Origin of the sequence: Streptomyces racemochromogenes, assembly GCF_039535215.1 — a bacterium.
GTDB classification, from domain to species: Bacteria; Actinomycetota; Actinomycetes; order Streptomycetales; family Streptomycetaceae; genus Streptomyces; species Streptomyces racemochromogenes.
Genome location: NZ_BAAAWT010000001.1, coordinates 1702042 through 1717946 on the forward strand (window position 1 = coordinate 1702042; position 15905 = coordinate 1717946).

Sequence of the window (15905 nt, forward strand, 5' to 3'; positions counted from 1 at the left end):
ACGGGCAGGGGTTACGGCTTCGGGACGGCGCAGCCGGGGCGGTTCAGGTCGATCTGGCTGCCGGGGCCGATGCACGGGACGAGGGTGTAGGTCTGCTGGGCGTAGTTGATGCCCTGGCGGACCGTCACGTTGCCGCTCTCGTCCACCTCGCACGGGTTGTTGTCCGTGCAGCGCTGGCCGTCCTCGTTGCCCGTGTTGTTGACGGCGACGACCTTGCCCGTCGTCGTGTCGATCACCGGCGAGCCGGAGGTGCCGCCGATGGTGTTGCAGGACGAGGTGTAGCGGACCGAGTCCTTCCAGGTCCAGGCGCCCTCCTTGAGGCGGTACGCGAACCCGTCGACGTTGCAGCTGTAGGTGCGCTTCCAGTACCCGGACACCACCTTGATGGACGAACCCTGGGTCGGACGGGCGTCGTTGAGGGTGAGGGCGGCTATCCCGTACTGGCTCTGGATCTGCGCGTAGGTCTTGGTGAGCTGGTAGAGCGAGACGTCCGTGTCCGTCATCGTCCCGTACGCGATCTTGCTGGCGCGCAGCGTGGCGACCTTCGAGCCGGAGGCGTTGAGCAGGGAGAACGTACGGCTGGACGCCCGGTTGACGAGGACTTCGCCGGCCGCCGGGAAGCCGGTCTCCAGGCAGTGGCCGTTGGACAGGACGAGTGCGGGGTCGCCGGGCTGGGAGTTCGGGGTGCGCACGACGGAGCCGGAACAGTTGCTGAGCGCGACCGTGCCCGCGTACGTGACCGCGACGGCGGGCGCGGCGTCCGAGGCCATGGCCGGGGCCGCTGCCACTCCGGTCAGGAGTAAGGAGAGCGCGACGGCGGCGAGAGGCTTGTTCATGTGGGGGGTCCCCTCTGAAGAAGGATGCGACGACCGAAGATCTTCCGATTGTCATGCGCATTCTCAAACCCTGGACCCCAACCCACAAGAGGGCCTCCCTGGTTGGACGCCACGCCTGCCCGCCGGCAACGCGGACACCAGACGAGCGGCAGAAGAGGAATCAACCATTCCAACACCCCACGAGGCGGGCGCCGAAGCCCATACCGGGGCGCATGGGCCGCCGCCCCGGGCTGGGGTCGAGCGGTCTCCGAACGGCCGGTACCCTGCGGTGCCCCCGACGACGGGGGCCGTGAAAATTCCGCTCAGGAGGACCCATGGCCATCAAGAAGGCCACGATCCAGCAGCAGGTGGCAGAAGCCCTCGCCCAGGCCAACCCCACCGACAAGCCCATCGTCACGATCCAGGCCATCGCCGGCCCCAGCGTGTGGCTGATGAGCATGCTCGGCCTCATCGGCCAGGCGTTCCTCTCCTACTACTTCGTCACCGTCACCGAGCAGGCCGTGGTGCTCCACAAGGCGAGCCGGATGAGCAACCGCCCCCAGGAGATCGTCTTCGCGATATCGCCCGCCGAGGCCGTCGGCAGCATCACCGAGGTCAAGCGCAACGCCGTCTGGAGCTCCTTCCGCATGCAGCTCCCCGGCCAGGCCGCACCGACCCGGATGAACGTGCACCGCATCTGGCGCGGCGAGATGGACCAGCTGCTCGGCCTGCTGACGCATCAGACCCAGCCCACCGCCTGACGCCTGACGGCCCGGCGGCGGAGGGGACCCGTCCCCAGCTCCCTCCCCGCCGGGCCCCGGCCCACCGGGCTCACCACCAGTACACGGGGTAGCGCACCGCCCCCCGCCGGGCCCGCGACGCGGCCATCCCGGCCAGTACCAGCAGCAGCGCCGCCCCCGCCAGCAGCGGTACGAACACCACCGGATCCGGCGCCTGGAGCACCACCACCACGGTGGTCGCCGCCGCCGGCGAATGCGGGGTCCGGGCCAGGGTCATCACCCCCACCGCCACCCCCGCCCCCAGCGCCGCCACCCACGGCGCGTCCCCCGCCAGGGCCAGCCCGAGATAGCCCACCGCCGCGCACAGCAGGTGCCCGGCGACGACGCTGCGCGGCTGGGCCAGCGGCAGCGCGGGCACGCCGTAGACGATCGCCGCGCTCGCCGCGATCGGCGGGATCAGCACCGGCTCGTGCAGGAGCGCACCGATGCCGACGAGCGCGAGCAGCGCGGCCGCCGCGACCCCGCCGCTGTGCAGGGCGGTGGCCCGGGCGGGCGACGCGGGCGCCGGGGCGCGTCCCGCCAGCGCGTTCGGGAGGGCCGGGCAGGCGCGGCGGGCCGCCTTCGCGGCCCGGCCCGTACGCGTGTCACTCGTGTCCACACTCATGAGGGCCAGGTCTACGCACCCTCCGCATCACGGCCCTATACGCGAGCCACGCACCGCCAGGTGACAACCAACGGTTGACACCCCTCCGATTGTCAACCTAGGGTTGCACTCATGACGAACCCTTCGGTGGAACCCGTTCGCATGACCAATCCGGTACGCCTCGACGACCTGATCGAGGCCATCAAGAAGGTCCACTCCGACACCCTCGACCAGCTCAGCGACGCCGTCGTCGCCGCCGAGCACCTCGGCGACGTGGCCGACCACCTCATCGGCCACTTCGTGGACCAGGCCCGCCGCTCCGGCGCCTCCTGGACCGACATCGGCCGCAGCATGGGCGTCACCCGCCAGGCGGCCCAGAAGCGCTTCGTCCCCAAGGCGGACAAGGACGGAGACGCCGGCCTCGACCCGAACGCGGGCTTCGGCCGCTTCACCCCCCGCGCCCGCAACGTCGTCATCTCCGCGCAGAACGAGGCCCGCGCCGCCGGGAACGCCGAGATCCGCACCGAGCACCTGCTGCTCGGCCTGCTCGGCGAGACCGAGGGCCTGGCCGCGCACGTCCTCACCGCCCAGGGCGTCGCCCCGCACGACCTGCGCACCGCCGCGGCCGCCACCCTGCCCCCGGCGCAGGCGGAGGTCCCCGAGCTCGTCCCCTTCGACGCGAACGCCAAGAAGGTCCTGGAGCTCACCTTCCGCGAGGCCCTGCGCCTGGGCCACGGCTACGTCGGCACCGAGCACGTCCTGCTCGCGCTCCTGGAGCAGGAGAACGGCGAGGGTCCGCTCAGCGCCGCCGGCCTCGACAAGGCGGCCGCCGAGGCGACCGTCACCGAAGTCCTCGCAGGCGTACTCGGCGGGGACGCGGCGCAGTAGCCTCGTCGGCCGCCGCGCCCGTCAGCTCGTACCGCTTCACGTACGCGCCGAGGAAGGCCTGCAGGGTGGCGACGGCCGGGATCGCGATGAGCGCCCCGACCGCGCCCAGCAGGGCGGTGCCCGCGATGACCGAGCCGAAGGCCACCGCGGGGTGGATGTCCACGGTCCTGGAGGTCAGCTTCGGCTGCAGGACGTAGTTCTCGAACTGCTGGTAGATCACCACGAATCCGAGGACGTACAGCGCGTCCCAGGGATCGGCGGCGAAGGCGATCAGCATCGGCAGCGCGCCCGCCAGGTAGGTGCCGATGGTGGGGATGAACTGGGAGACCAGCCCCACCCACACGGCGAGGGCGGGCGCGTACGGCACGCCGAGCACCACGAACAGGACGTAGTGCGCGATGCCGGAGATCAGCGCCATCAGTCCGCGCGAGTACAGGTAGCCGCCGGTCTTCGCCACGGCGATCTCCCAGGCCCGGAGCACCTCGCGCTGCTTGGCGGGCGGCAGCACGGAGCACAGCGCGCGCCGCAGCCTGGGCCCGTCGGCGGCGAAGTAGAAGGAGAACAGGAAGATCGTCAGGAGCTTGAAGAGTCCGCCGAGCACCGTGGTGGACACGTCGAGCACACCGGTGGCGCTGTTCTGCACGTACTTCTGGAGCCACTGGGAGTGCAGCAGGCTGTCCTGGATCTCCAGCCGGGAGAAATCGGTGTGGAAGGTCCGGTTGATCGAGCCGATCACCGAGTCGAGGTATCCCGGGAAGCCCTCGACCATGTCGATGATCTGGCCGGCGAGCATCGAGCCGAGCATCGCGAGGAAGCCCGCGCACGCGACGAACACGGCCACGAAGACCAGGAAGGCGGCGAGCCCGCGGCGCATGCCGCGGGCCGCCATCCTGGCCACGGCCGGTTCGATGGCGAGCGCGAGGAAGAAGGCGATCAGGATGTTGACCAGCAGCCCGATCAGCTGGTGGAAGGCCCAGCTGCCGAGCTGGAAGCAGGCCACCAGGGCCAGTACGAGGACCACCGCGCGCGGCAGCCAGCGGGGCATCCGCGCGTCTCCCGCGGCCGGGGCGGTCCCGGGCGGGACGGCTCCCGCACCCGCGGGCGCCGCGGGGGCGCCGTCCGCCGGACCATTCGCCGGGTCTGCCGGGTCCGCCGGGCTCGCGTGGCCCGTCGGTCCACCGGCCGCCGCGGGTCCACCGGCCGCCGCGCGTTCACCCGTCGCGCCCGTCGTCCGGCCGTTCGTCTCTTCTGTCGCTGCCACGCCGTCCAGTCTGTCCCAACCGCGCCCCGGACCACGAAGCCGCACAGCGCCCGGCCGGCCCGCGTCCCGCCGCCGCGCGCCGGTCCGGGACCTCGCCCGCGCGGCGGAGCCGCCTCAGCGCAGCGAGGCCGGCACGTCCATCGCCGAACACACCGCGCGCCACACGTCCTTGGTCTCCCAGCCCTCGTCCAGCGCCTGGTGGACCGTGCGTCCGCCCAGTTCGGCCATCACGTGGTCCCGGGCGAAGGAGTCCGCGTAGCCCGCGCCGAAGTGCTCGGCCATCCGCTCCCAGAAAATCGTCAACCGCATGCCTCCAGTATCCCGCCCCGGAGAGTGCACCAGCCCCGTTGCTCCCGTGCGCCCCCGTGCGCGCGCCCTACGGTGTCACGCATGCCTGGAGACGAAGCTCCCGCCCCGGCCCCACCGAGCCCGGCGGCCCCGACGGCCACCTCCGCCCCCTCCTCCCCCGCGGCCTGCCCGCTGGCCCGCGCCGAGCGGTTCACCTGGCTCACGGCCCGGGTGCTGGAGCAGCGGCGGTTCGCGTTCCACTTCCTCGGCGGGGATCCCGACCCGGTCGACGCCGCCCTCGGCTCCTACCTCGGCGACGACGGGGGCTACGGGCACGCGCTCGATCCCGACCTGCGCGGCCCGCTGAGCCAGCCCCTGCACACCGCGCACGCCCTGCGGATCCTCGACGCCCTCGGCCGGTGCTCCGGGCAGCGCATCGAGCGGCTCTGCCGCCACCTGACCCGGGTCTCCACCCCGGAGGGCGCGCTCCCGCTGGTCCTGGCCGGCCCCCGGGACTATCCCGCCGCCCCGTACCACCCGGTGTGCGACGACCCGCCGGGGACGCTGCTGACCACGGGCCCCGTCGTCGGGATCCTGCACCGCAACCGGATCTGGCACGCCTGGCTGTTCCGGGCCACGGACTTCTGCTGGGAGCGGGTCGAGACGCTGCGCCAGACCCACCCCTACGAGGTCCAGAGCGCGGTGGCCTTCCTCGACGGCGCCCCCGACCGGGCCCGCGCCGCGGCGGCCGCGGACCGGCTGGGCCGGCTGGTGCGCGAGCGGCGGCTGGCGGTGCTCGAACCGGACCGGCGCGCGGAGTACCCGACCGCCCCCGGCTACGCCCCCGGCGAGCAGCTGTTCCCGTACGACTACGCGCGGCGGCCGGAGTCGCTGGCCCGCGGCTGGTTCACCGACGAGGAGATGCGGCGCTCGCTGGACTTCCTCGCGGCGGAGCAGCAGCCCGACGGCGGCTGGCCGGTGCACCGCCGGGCCTGGGCGCCGGGCAGCTCGCTGGAGCGGCGGCCGATCGCCACCCTGGAGGCCCTGCTGACCCTGCGGGCGTACGGGCGCCCGATCGGGGCTCCGGCCGGGGCCGGCGGGGTCAGCCTCCCAGGGCCCGGACGGCCGCGGTGACGACCACGGCGGCGCCGACGACCAGCAGGAACGGGGCGCGCAGCAGCAGCGCGACCCCGGCGGCGGCCAGCCCCGCGGCGCGGGCGTCGAGGACCAGCTCGTGGCCGGTGCTGAAGGTCTGCTGGGCGGTGAGCGCGGCGAGCAGGGCGACGGGCAGCAGGGCGGAGAGCCGGCGCACGACGGGGCGTTCCAGGGCCCCGGCGGGCACGAGCAGTCCGGCGAGCTTGACGGCGTAGCAGCCGACGACGGTGAGCCCGATGGCGATCCAGACGTTCACGAGCGCTCTCCCTCCGGCGACCGCCGGCCCTTCATCCACAGCACCGCGGGCGCGGCCAGCGCGGCGATCAGTACGGGCACCCCGGCCGGCAGTACCGGCAGGAAGCCCAGCCCCAGCACCAGGGCGAGCGCGGCGACGGCCCGCTCGGTGGTGCTCCGCAGCATCGGCGCGAGCAGGGCGAGGAACACGGCCGGTCCGGCGGCGTCCAGCCCCCAGGCGGCGGTGTCGCCGATGGCCTCGGCGCCGAGGGCGCCCAGCAGGGTGGTGAGGTTCCACAGCACGTAGAGGGCGAGCCCGGTCACGGTGAAGCCGAGCCGGGCCGACCTGCGGTCGGGCTGGGCCAGGGCCACGGCGGTGGTCTCGTCGATGACCCAGTGCGCGGCGAGGGGCCGGACGGCCCTGGGGAGGGCCAGCAGCTGGGACAGCCGCAGCCCGTAGAAGGCGTTGCGGGTGCCGAGGAAGAAGGCCCCGGCGGCGGCGGTGAACGGGTTGCCGCCCGCCGCGAGCGCTCCGACCAGCGCGAACTGCGAGGCGCCGGTGAAGACGAGCAGGCTCAGCACGCAGGCCTGGAGCACGCTGATCCCGGCCCCGGCGGCGGTCACCCCGAACGCGAACCCCGACAGTCCGACGGCCACGCCCACCCCGAGCGAGTCCCGTACGACGGCGGCCCGCGGCCGGCCGTCGACCGCGCCGGGGGACCTGTCGGGGGCCCCGTCGGAGGCCTCTTGTATCACCATCTGATGTTCTCCCACGCCCCGAACGTAGGCGGGGAGGACCGGCCGGGTCTTGTACGTTCTTGCGCGCCCTCCCGGCGGCGCGGTGCGGGTGGCCGACGGTTCCGTGGGTGCCGTGGGTGCCGTGGTGGGGGGCGGGGCCTAACCGGCGCGCTCCCTGCGGTAGGCGCCCGGCGGGACTCCGACGATGCGGGTGAAGTGCCGGTTCAGGTGCGGCTGGTCGGTGAAGCCGACGGCGACGGCTGCCTCGGCGGGCGGGGTCCCCGCGTCGAGCAGGCGGCGCGCCCTGCGCACGCGGGCGTCCGTCAGCCAGGTGTGCGGGGGCATCCCGTACCGCTCCCGGAAGGCCCGCAGCAGCGCGAACGGACTGGCGCCGAGCTCGGCCGCGAGCTGCTCCAGCGAGGGCGGCGCGGCCATCCGCTCCTCCAGCACGGCCCGGGCCCGTTCGGCGTCGGCGGCGCCCGCGCCGCGCACGGGGCGGGCCGGCAGCGGGCCCGCGTGCCGGCTGAGCATGCGGGCCACCACGCTCCGCAGCAGGGTGTCGGCGGCCAGCGCGTTCCCGGCCTCGGCGGCCCGGTGGACCTCGGTGATGGCCCGTGCGCCCTGCGCGTCGGCGACCATGTCGGTGGTGAAGCCGGGGGTGCCGCGCGGGGTGGCGATCTCGGCGGCGACCTCGGCGATCAGCTCGCGCGGGGAGTAGAGGGTGGCGTACGCCCAGCCCTCGGGGACCCCGGCTCGGGCGGTGTGCGCGACCTCCGGGTTGATCAGCACCACGCTGCCGGGTCCGGCCCGTACGGTGCCGCCGGGCAGGCCGATCTCCTCGATGCCGCCGGTGACGGCGGCGATGACGTACCCGTCGTGGGCGTGGCGCGGGAAGGTGTGGCGCACGTAGTGGGCGCGCAGCAGGTCCAGACCGGGCAGTTGTTCGTACTGCCAGTGCCGTGCCCATTCGCCGCGCCCGCGCCCGTCGTCCTTCCCCATGTCCTCATTCTGCGCCCCGGCCCGGCGGGGCGTTTGCCCAGGTCGGGCCCCGTTGTCAGAGGCGGGGTGCACGATGGGGGCATGGCAGGCGCTGCGCTCGACTCGTTCTCCCCCGCGACCCGCTCGTGGTTCACGGGGGCCTTCCGTACGCCCACCCCCGCGCAGGAGGGCGCCTGGCGGGCCATCGGGGAGGGCTCGGACGTGCTGGTGGTCGCGCCGACGGGTTCCGGCAAGACCCTGGCCGCCTTCCTCGCCGCCCTGGACCGGCTCGCCTCCCAGCCGCCGCCGGCCGAGGCGCGCAAGCGGTGCCGGGTGCTGTACGTGTCGCCGCTGAAGGCCCTGGCGGTGGACGTGGAGCGCAACCTGCGCAGTCCGCTGACGGGGATCCGGCAGGAGTCGGCCCGGCTGGGGCTGCCCGAGCCGGACGTCCGGGTGGGGATCCGCTCGGGCGACACCCCGGCCGCCGAGCGCCGGGCGCTGGCGACGCGCCCGCCGGACATCCTGATCACCACGCCGGAGTCGCTGTTCCTGATGCTGACCTCGGCCGCGCGGGAGGCGCTGTCGGGGGTGGAGACGGTGATCCTGGACGAGGTGCACGCGGTCGCCGGGACCAAGCGCGGCGCCCACCTGGCGCTGTCCCTGGAACGGCTGGACGAGCTGCTGCCGCGGCCGGCCCGCCGGATCGGGCTGTCGGCGACGGTCCGGCCGGTGGAGGAGGTCGCCCGCTTCCTGGCGCCGCGCGGCCGGGTGGAGATCGTGCAGCCGCCCTCGGACAAGGAGTTCGACCTGTCGGTGGTCGTCCCGGTCGAGGACATGGGCGAGTTGGGGGGCTCCCCTGCGACCGAGGGCCGGGAGGGCGGTGACAAGCCGTCGATCTGGCCCCATGTGGAGGAGCGGATCGCGGACCTGGTCCAGGCCCACCGCTCCACGATCGTGTTCGCCAACTCCCGCCGCCTCGCGGAGCGGCTGTGCAACCGGCTCAACGAGATCGCCCACGAGCGGGCCACGGGCGAGGCCCTCGCCGAGGGCGCCCCGCCCCCGGCGGAGATCATGGCCCAGTCGGGTGCCGCCCTGGGTGCCGCGCCGCTGCTGGCCCGCGCGCACCACGGTTCGGTGTCCAAGGAGCAGCGGGCGCTGGTCGAGGAGGACCTGAAGGCGGGCCGGCTGCCCGCCGTGGTCGCCACGTCCAGCCTGGAGCTGGGCATCGACATGGGCGCGGTGGACCTGGTGGTGCAGGTGGAGTCGCCGCCGTCGGTGGCGTCGGGGCTCCAGCGGGTGGGCCGTGCCGGGCACCAGGTGGGCGCGGTCTCCACGGGTGTGGTCTTCCCCAAGTACCGGGGGGACCTGGTGCAGGCGGCCGTGGTCACCGAGCGGATGCGGACCGGGGCGATCGAGTCGCTGCGGATCCCCTCCAACCCGCTGGACGTGCTCGCCCAGCAGCTGGTGGCCATGACCGCCATGGACACCTGGCAGCTGGACGAGCTGCTGGCCCTGGTGCGCCGGGCCGCGCCCTTCGCGGCGCTGCCCGAGTCGGCGTTCACCTCGGTGCTGGACATGCTGGCGGGCCGCTATCCGTCGGACGCGTTCGCGGAGCTCAGACCGCGCGTGGTGTGGGACCGGGTCGCCGGGACGATCACGGGGCGGCCCGGTGCGCAGCGCCTGGCGGTCACCTCCGGCGGCACCATCCCGGACCGGGGTCTGTTCGGGGTGTTCCTGGCCGGCGCCGACCCGAAGAAGGGCGGGGGCCGGGTCGGCGAGCTGGACGAGGAGATGGTGTACGAGTCCCGCGTGGGCGACGTGTTCACCCTGGGCACCACCTCCTGGCGGATCGAGGACATCACCCGTGACCGGGTCCTGGTCACCCCGGCCCCCGGGGTGCCGGGCCGGCTGCCGTTCTGGAAGGGCGACCAGCTGGGCCGCCCGCTGGAACTGGGCCGCGCGGTCGGCGCGTTCCTGCGGGAGCTGGGCGCGCTCAGCGACGAGGACGCCCGGCTGCGGCTGCTGGCGGCGGGCCTGGACGGCTGGGCCGCCGACAACGTCCTCGCCTACCTGGCGGAGCAGCGGGAGGCCTGCGGGCACGTGCCGGACGACCGGACCATCCTGGTCGAGCGGTTCCGGGACGAGCTCGGTGACTGGCGCGTCGTCGTCCACTCCCCCTTCGGCGCCCAGGTGCACGCCCCCTGGGCGCTGGCGCTGGGCGCCCGCCTCGCCGAGAAGTACGGCATGGACGCCCAGGTGATGCACGCCGACGACGGGATCGTGCTGCGCCTGCCCGATGCCGACCTGCTCTCCATGGACCTCCTCGACCACGACCCGGCGCGGCCCGCGCCGTTCGAGTTCGACGACGAACAGGCTCCGCTGGGCGCGGCCGACGTTGCCTTCGACCAGGGCGAGGTCTCGGGGCTCGTCACCGACCAGGTCGGCGGATCCGCCCTGTTCGCGTCCCGGTTCCGCGAGTGCGCGGCGCGCGCCCTGCTGCTGCCCCGCCGCAGTCCCGGCAAGCGCACCCCGCTGTGGCAGCAGCGCCAGCGGGCCTCGCAGCTGCTCCAGGTGGCCTCCGAGTTCGGCTCCTTCCCGATCGTGCTGGAAGCCGTACGCGAGTGCCTCCAGGACGTGTTCGACGTGCCGGGCCTGTCGGAGCTGATGGGGGACATCGAGGCGCGCCGGGTCCGGCTGGTCGAGGTCACGACCCCTGAGCCCTCGCCGTTCGCCCGTTCCCTCCTCTTCGGGTACGTGGCGCAGTTCCTGTACGAGGGGGACTCGCCGCTGGCCGAGCGGCGGGCGGCGGCGCTGTCGCTGGACTCCCGGCTGCTGGCCGAGCTGCTGGGCCAGGCGGAGCTGCGGGAGCTGCTGGACGCGGAGGTGCTGGAGGAGCTGGAGCGGGAGCTCCAGTGGCTGACGAAGGACCGGCGCGCCAAGGACGCCGAGTCGGTGGCGGACCTGCTGCGGCTGCTGGGCCCGCTGACGGACGCCGAGCTGGTGGCGCGCGGCGCCGAACCGGCCTGGGCGCGGGAGCTGGAGGCGGCCCGGCGGGCGATCCGGGTGCGGATCGGCGGCGCGGACCACTGGGCGGCGATCGAGGACGCGGGCCGCCTGCGGGACGCGCTGGGCACGGCCCTGCCGGTCGGGGTGCCGGAGGCGTTCACCGAGCCGGTCAAGGACCCCCTGGGTGATCTCCTGGCCCGGTACGCGCGCACCCACGGGCCGTTCACCACGGCGGCGGTGGCCGCCCGCCTGGGTCTGGGCGCGGCGGTGACGGAGGGCGCGCTGCACCGGCTCGCGGCGGCGGGCCGGGTGGTGCAGGGCGAGTTCCATCCCGCGGGGATCGGCCAGGAGTGGTGCGACGCGACGGTGCTGCGCAGGCTGCGGCGGCGTTCGCTGGCGGCGCTGCGCCAGGAGCTGGAGCCGGTCCCGCCGGCCTCGCTGGCCACCTTCCTGCCCCAGTGGCAGCACCTGGGCGGGGCGCTGCGCGGGATCGACGGCCTGGCCCGGGCCGTGGAGCAGTTGCAGGGGGCGCCGGTGCCGGCCTCGGCGCTGGAGCGGCTGGTCCTGCCGTCGCGGGTGGCGGGGTACGCGCCGACGCTGCTGGACGAGCTGACCAGCACCGGGGAGGTGGTGTGGGCGGGTGCGGGGGCCCTGCCGGGCAAGGACGGCTGGATCTCCCTGTACCTGGCGGACGCCGCTCCGCTGCTGCTGCCCGAGCCGCATCCGCTGGAGGCGGGCCCGCTGCACCAGGCGGTCCTGGAGAGCCTGTCCGGCGGGTACGGCCTGTTCTTCCGGCAGATCACCCAGTCCGTCCGAGCCCGCCACCCGGAGGCCTCCGACCTGGAGCTCTCCGAGGTGCTGTGGGACCTGGCCTGGTCGGGCCGGCTGACGAACGACACCCTGGCCCCGCTGCGCTCCCTGCTGGGTTCGGGCCGTACGGCGGGCGCCACCGCGCACCGCGCCCGGCGGACGGTGCCGCGCGGCCGGTACGGCGGCCTCGCCGCGACGGCGTCCCGCAACGGGCCGCCGACGGTCTCGGGCCGCTGGTCGCTGCTGCCCGAGCGGGCCCCCGATCCGACCCAGCGGGCGCACGCCCTGGCCCGGACGCTGCTGGACCGGCACGGGGTGGTCACCCGGGGGGCGGTGGCGGCGGAGGGCGTCGAGGGCGGGTTCAGTGCCGTCTACCGGGTGCTGTCGGCGTTCGAGGACAGCGGGCAGGCCCGCCGGGGGTACGTGGTGGAGGGCCTGGGCGCGGCCCAGTTCGCGATGGACGGTGCCGTGGACCGGCTCCGGGCCGCCGAGAAGAACCCGCCGCCGCTGGCCGCGGTGGTCCTGGCCGCGGCGGATCCGGCGAACGCTTACGGGGCGGCCCTGCCCTGGCCGGAGCCCCCGGCGGGTGCCTCGCACAAGCCGGGCCGCAAGGCGGGCTCGCTGGTGGTGCTGGTCGACGGGGAGCTGACCCTGTACGTGGAGCGCGGCGGCAAGACCCTGCTGGCCTGGCCGGAGCCGGGTGATCCGCGGCTGGAGGCGGCCGTGGCGGCGCTGGCCGCCGGCTCCCGCGCGGGCACCCTGCCGGCGCTGACGGTGGAGCGGATCAACGCGGCGGCGGCCCTGACCTCCCCGCTGGGTCCGGCCCTGGAGGCGGCGGGCTTCCACGCCACCCCGAGGGGACTGCGGCTGCGCAGCTGACGTGCCGGACCGGGGATCCGGTCCGGTCTCGGACCGGACACGTATGTCTTGGGCATGTCACGAAACTGCTGCCAGCCGCTCCACAGGGGCTCCCGGGCTGGCCCGGACGCTTATCCGTGGCTTATCAAAGGTGATCACAGGCACCGCGCTCGGCGGTGCCCCGTCATGGGGGGACAAGAACAGTGAGCACCAACAGCATGCGCAGGACCACCCTCGCCGCGGCCGGCCTGGCCGTCGCCGGAGCCCTCGTCCTGACCGGCTGCAAGGACGGCATCGAGGAGACCCCGGCGGCTCCCGCCGCGCCCTCCGCCGCAGCGTCCGCCGGCTCCTCCGCCCAGCCGGTCTCCCCGGCCGCGCCCAGCTCCTCGGCGGGCGGCTACGACGGCTCGGCGAGCGCCTCCCCCGCCCCGGGCGGCGCCGCCGCCGGCGGCGCGGTGGCCAAGTCCGGCCAGTCCTTCAAGATCGGCGAGGCGGCCACCGTCCCGTTCAGCTACGGCAGCAACAAGGGCGGCCAGCTCGCCATCACCGTCACCGGCATCGACGCGGGCAACCCGTCCGACCTGGCCTCGCTGAACATCGCGGACAAGGTGAAGGGCAAGACCCCCTTCTACATCCGCTACACGGTCAAGAACACCGGCAACACGGACCTGTCCTTCGCCTCCGTCGGCCACATGAAGGGCCTGCTCGACGGCGGCAGCGAGTCCGACGTCGTGCTGATCGCGGGCAAGTTCGAGAAGTGCCCGAGCGAGTCGCTGCCGAAGGGCTTCACCAACGGCCAGTCGCAGAACTCCTGCGCCGTGGCCCTGGCCCCGACCGGCACCAAGGTCTCCGGCGCCCTGTACTGGGGCGACCCGTACAACAACCTGGCCTCCCCGCCGCAGAAGGGCCTCACCTGGAAGTGACGGGCGGCCCACCCGGCCCTCGCCCCCGCTGATCCGCGAACCCCCTGTGGCGGCCACCCCGCCCGGGGGGTTCCGCGCGTCCCCGGGCGGTGTCCGCGGGGACCGGCACCCCCCGGGCCGGACAATGGCACCATGCCCGAAGGAGACAGCGTCCACCGCGCGGCGGCCCGGCTGCACGCCGCCCTCGCGGGCAGCCCGCTCACCCACGCCGACCTGCGCGTGCCCCGCTTCGCCACCGCCGACCTCACCGGCCGCACCGTCCTCGACGTCACCCCGCGCGGCAAGCACCTCCTCACCCGCCTCGAAGGCGGCCTCACCCTCCACAGCCACCTCGGCATGGACGGCACCTGGAGGCTCTTCGCCCCCGGCGAGAAATGGCGCGGCGGACCCTCCTACGAGATCCGGGCCGTCCTGTCCACCGCCGCCACCACCGCCGTCGGCTACCGGCTCCCCGTGCTGGAACTGCTGCGCACCGCCGACGAGGCCCGGGCCGTGGGCCACCTGGGCCCCGACCTGCTGGGCCCCGACTGGGACGAGGCCCGGGCGGCCGCCAACCTCCTGGCCGACCCCGGCCGGCCCCTCGGCGAGGCCCTCCTCGACCAGCGCAACCTCGCGGGCATCGGCAACATCTACAAGTGCGAGCTCTGCTTCCTCGCCCAGGTCACCCCCTGGACGCCGGTCGGCGCGCTCCCCGACCCCGCCGCCACCCTCCCCCGCATCGCGGCCGCCGCCCAGCGCCTGCTGGCGGCGAACACCGGCCACGGCGGCGCCCGCAACACCACCGGCAGCCACCGCCCCGGCCGGGGGCTCTTCGTCTACGGCCGCGCCCACCGCCCCTGCCTGCGCTGCGGCACCCCCGTCCGCGAGGCCCCGCAGGACGGCCGGCCCACGTACTGGTGCCCTGGCTGCCAGTCCGGCCCGGTCCCGGAGCACCCCGACAGTTGACGCCCCGTCAGATCCGCTCGTACGGTCCTGGCATGCCCACACCGATCGCCTCGTACGACCTCACCGGCCGCACCGCGCTCGTCACCGGAGCCGCCGGCGGCATAGGCCGCGCCACCGCCCTCCTCCTCGCCCGGGCCGGAGCCGCCGTCCACTGCGCGGACCGCGACGAACGGGGCCTCGCCGAGACCGCCTCCCTGATCTCCGCGGACGGCGGCTCCGCCACCGCCCACCCCCTCGACGTCACCGACCGGGCCGCCCTGCGGGCCGCCGTCACCGCCGCCGGACCGCTCGACATCGCGGCCGCCATCGCCGGGATCATGCACACCAGCAGCGTCCTGGACACCACCGACGAGGACCTCGACCGGATCCTCGACGTCAACTTCAAGGGCGTGCTGCGCACCTGCCAGGAAGCCGTCCGCGCGATGATCTCCGCAGGCCGCCCCGGCTCGGTCGTCACCATGGCCTCCGGCGCCGTGGACGCCGCCCAGCCAGGCCTGCTCTGCTACAGCGCCTCCAAGGCCGCCGTGGTCCAGCTGACCAAGACCCTCGCCACCGAGAGCGGCCCGCACGGGATACGCGTCAACGCCGTCGCCCCCGGATGGATCCGCACCCCCATGACCGGCCGCCACGGCCCCGAGGTCCAGCAGCGGACGGAGGCCGCCATGGTCCGCATGTCCCCGCTGGGCCGGGTCGGCGAGCCGGAGGACATCGCCGAGGCCGTGCTCTACCTGGCCTCGGACGCCTCGTCCTTCATGACGGGCCAGATCCTGCGCCCGAACGGCGGAGTGTCGATGCCCTGGTAGCGCCGCCCCGGGACCGCTCCCGGCCGGCCCCGCGCACGGGCTCCGGCACGCAGTGCACCGGCAGCAGCCCCAGGCCCCAGCCACCGAGCGCGAGCGCGCCCTCCACCGGGCCCGCTCCGGACGGCGCCAGCGCCAGCCGCAGCACGGCCCACCACCACAGCGCCGCCACGGCCAGGGCGAAGGGCACCGTCACAGGTATGCACTGCAACCGCCGCACGGCGACCTCCGGAGGGCCGGTTCCCGGACGGGCCCATCCTCCCGCACCCTCCGGGCCGCCGCACCCAGAACGCCGGGCGGCGGCCCCGTGGAGCCCCCGGAACGGCGAGGAGCCCCGCCCGGTGCTCACACACCGGGCGGGGCTCCTGCCACGCTCACATGCCCAACGGCGATGCTCAAGCGGCTACGACGTTCACCGCTTCCACGGGCGCCTTGATGGTCACCCGCTCGGGTCCGCCCGTGACCGAGGCCACGGAGACCGAATTGAGCATCGGGCGCACCGGTGCCGGCACCGGTTCGCTTGCGGCGGCCGACTGCGCGAGCTCCGCCAGCGACAGCTCGTCACTGACTTCGCGCATCAGCTCGGACATCCGTACGTCCAGCGCGTCGCAGATCGCGGAGAGCAGCTCGGAGGATGCCTCCTTCTGCCCCCGCTCCACCTCGGAGAGATAGCCGAGCGAAACTCGGGCGGACGAGGAGACTTCGCGCAGAGTACGGCCCTGGCGCTGGCGCTGCCGACGCAGCACGTCACCCAGCAGGCGACGGAGCAGAATCATCGGTGGCTCCCTCCTCTGACCGTGTAGCCGTAACCTTCACGCCCCAC

Annotated in this window: 15 protein-coding genes; 7 read left to right on the forward strand and 8 right to left on the reverse strand. The window is 74.6% G+C overall.

Translation table 11 applies throughout. The features are described from left to right. Positions 1–11: 11 nt before the first annotated feature. Positions 12–836, reverse strand: a complete 825-nt coding sequence (locus ABD973_RS07710; RefSeq protein WP_125604786.1) for a S1 family peptidase — start codon at positions 834–836, stop codon at positions 12–14. Between the two features lie 314 nt (positions 837–1150). Here ABD973_RS07710 and ABD973_RS07715 point away from each other — a divergent pair, with 314 nt between their 5' ends. Further along, positions 1151–1576, forward strand: coding sequence for a hypothetical protein (locus ABD973_RS07715; protein ID WP_125604784.1), 426 nt, complete (start codon positions 1151–1153; stop codon positions 1574–1576). Between the two features lie 70 nt (positions 1577–1646). Here the strand turns inward: ABD973_RS07715 and ABD973_RS07720 are convergent, their stop codons facing one another. Continuing rightward, positions 1647–2219 carry an HPP family protein gene (locus tag ABD973_RS07720; RefSeq protein WP_345499424.1) on the reverse strand — a complete coding sequence of 191 codons (573 nt, stop codon included), beginning with the start codon at positions 2217–2219 and terminating at the stop codon, positions 1647–1649. Between the two features lie 111 nt (positions 2220–2330). Between ABD973_RS07720 and ABD973_RS07725 the strand changes: the two genes are divergently transcribed. Continuing rightward, a complete protein-coding gene (locus tag ABD973_RS07725) occupies positions 2331–3086 on the forward strand; it encodes a Clp protease N-terminal domain-containing protein (RefSeq protein ID WP_125822759.1) in 756 nt (251 codons plus the stop codon). On the opposite strand, the gene ABD973_RS07730 is transcribed toward ABD973_RS07725, so the two are convergent. Both ABD973_RS07730 and ABD973_RS07735 read right to left on the reverse strand, forming a co-directional pair. Continuing rightward, positions 3040–4131 (reverse strand): AI-2E family transporter, encoded by a 1092-nt coding sequence (locus tag ABD973_RS07730; protein ID WP_241253607.1) that lies wholly within the window; start codon positions 4129–4131, stop codon positions 3040–3042. The genes ABD973_RS07725 and ABD973_RS07730 overlap by 47 nt on opposite strands. 330 nt (positions 4132–4461) lie before the next feature. Further along, positions 4462–4656 (reverse strand): DUF3046 domain-containing protein, encoded by a 195-nt coding sequence (locus tag ABD973_RS07735; protein ID WP_125605242.1) that lies wholly within the window; start codon positions 4654–4656, stop codon positions 4462–4464. 81 nt (positions 4657–4737) lie between these two features. Between ABD973_RS07735 and ABD973_RS07740 the strand changes: the two genes are divergently transcribed. Next, the gene (locus ABD973_RS07740; RefSeq protein WP_164720974.1) at positions 4738–5769 is read left to right on the forward strand and encodes a hypothetical protein; all 1032 of its coding nucleotides are present in this window, start codon (positions 4738–4740) and stop codon (positions 5767–5769) included. Here the strand turns inward: ABD973_RS07740 and ABD973_RS07745 are convergent. The 3 genes from ABD973_RS07745 to ABD973_RS07755 form a co-directional block, all read right to left on the reverse strand. After that, the gene (locus ABD973_RS07745; protein ID WP_125603163.1) at positions 5738–6046 is read right to left on the reverse strand and encodes an AzlD domain-containing protein; all 309 of its coding nucleotides are present in this window, start codon (positions 6044–6046) and stop codon (positions 5738–5740) included. The genes ABD973_RS07740 and ABD973_RS07745 overlap by 32 nt on opposite strands. Beyond that, positions 6043–6783, reverse strand: a complete 741-nt coding sequence (locus ABD973_RS07750; RefSeq protein ID WP_125603164.1) for an AzlC family ABC transporter permease — start codon at positions 6781–6783, stop codon at positions 6043–6045. Before ABD973_RS07750 ends, ABD973_RS07745 begins: the two co-directional genes overlap by 4 nt. Before the next feature lie 138 nt (positions 6784–6921). Further along, positions 6922–7761, reverse strand: a complete 840-nt coding sequence (locus ABD973_RS07755) for an AraC family transcriptional regulator (protein WP_125603165.1) — start codon at positions 7759–7761, stop codon at positions 6922–6924. Between the two features lie 81 nt (positions 7762–7842). On the opposite strand from ABD973_RS07755, the gene ABD973_RS07760 reads away from it, so the two are divergent. The 4 genes from ABD973_RS07760 (at position 7843) to ABD973_RS07775 (ending at position 15085) form a co-directional block, all read left to right on the forward strand. Beyond that, complete coding sequence (locus ABD973_RS07760) at positions 7843–12435, forward strand: ATP-dependent helicase (RefSeq protein ID WP_345499435.1); 4593 nt, start codon at positions 7843–7845, stop codon at positions 12433–12435. A gap of 182 nt (positions 12436–12617) precedes the next feature. Further along, positions 12618–13337 (forward strand): hypothetical protein, encoded by a 720-nt coding sequence (locus tag ABD973_RS07765; RefSeq protein ID WP_345499436.1) that lies wholly within the window; start codon positions 12618–12620, stop codon positions 13335–13337. Positions 13338–13469: 132 nt separating this feature from the next. After that, entirely contained in the window at positions 13470–14282 is an 813-nt protein-coding gene (locus ABD973_RS07770; RefSeq protein WP_125822756.1) for an Fpg/Nei family DNA glycosylase, read from the forward strand. A gap of 32 nt (positions 14283–14314) precedes the next feature. Next, a complete protein-coding gene (locus ABD973_RS07775; RefSeq protein WP_125822755.1) occupies positions 14315–15085 on the forward strand; it encodes an SDR family NAD(P)-dependent oxidoreductase in 771 nt (256 codons plus the stop codon). Positions 15086–15477: 392 nt separating this feature from the next. On the opposite strand, the gene ABD973_RS07780 is transcribed toward ABD973_RS07775, so the two are convergent. Then, positions 15478–15858, reverse strand: coding sequence for a helix-turn-helix domain-containing protein (locus tag ABD973_RS07780; RefSeq protein ID WP_007266936.1), 381 nt, complete (start codon positions 15856–15858; stop codon positions 15478–15480). Between the last annotated feature and the right edge of the window lie 47 nt (positions 15859–15905).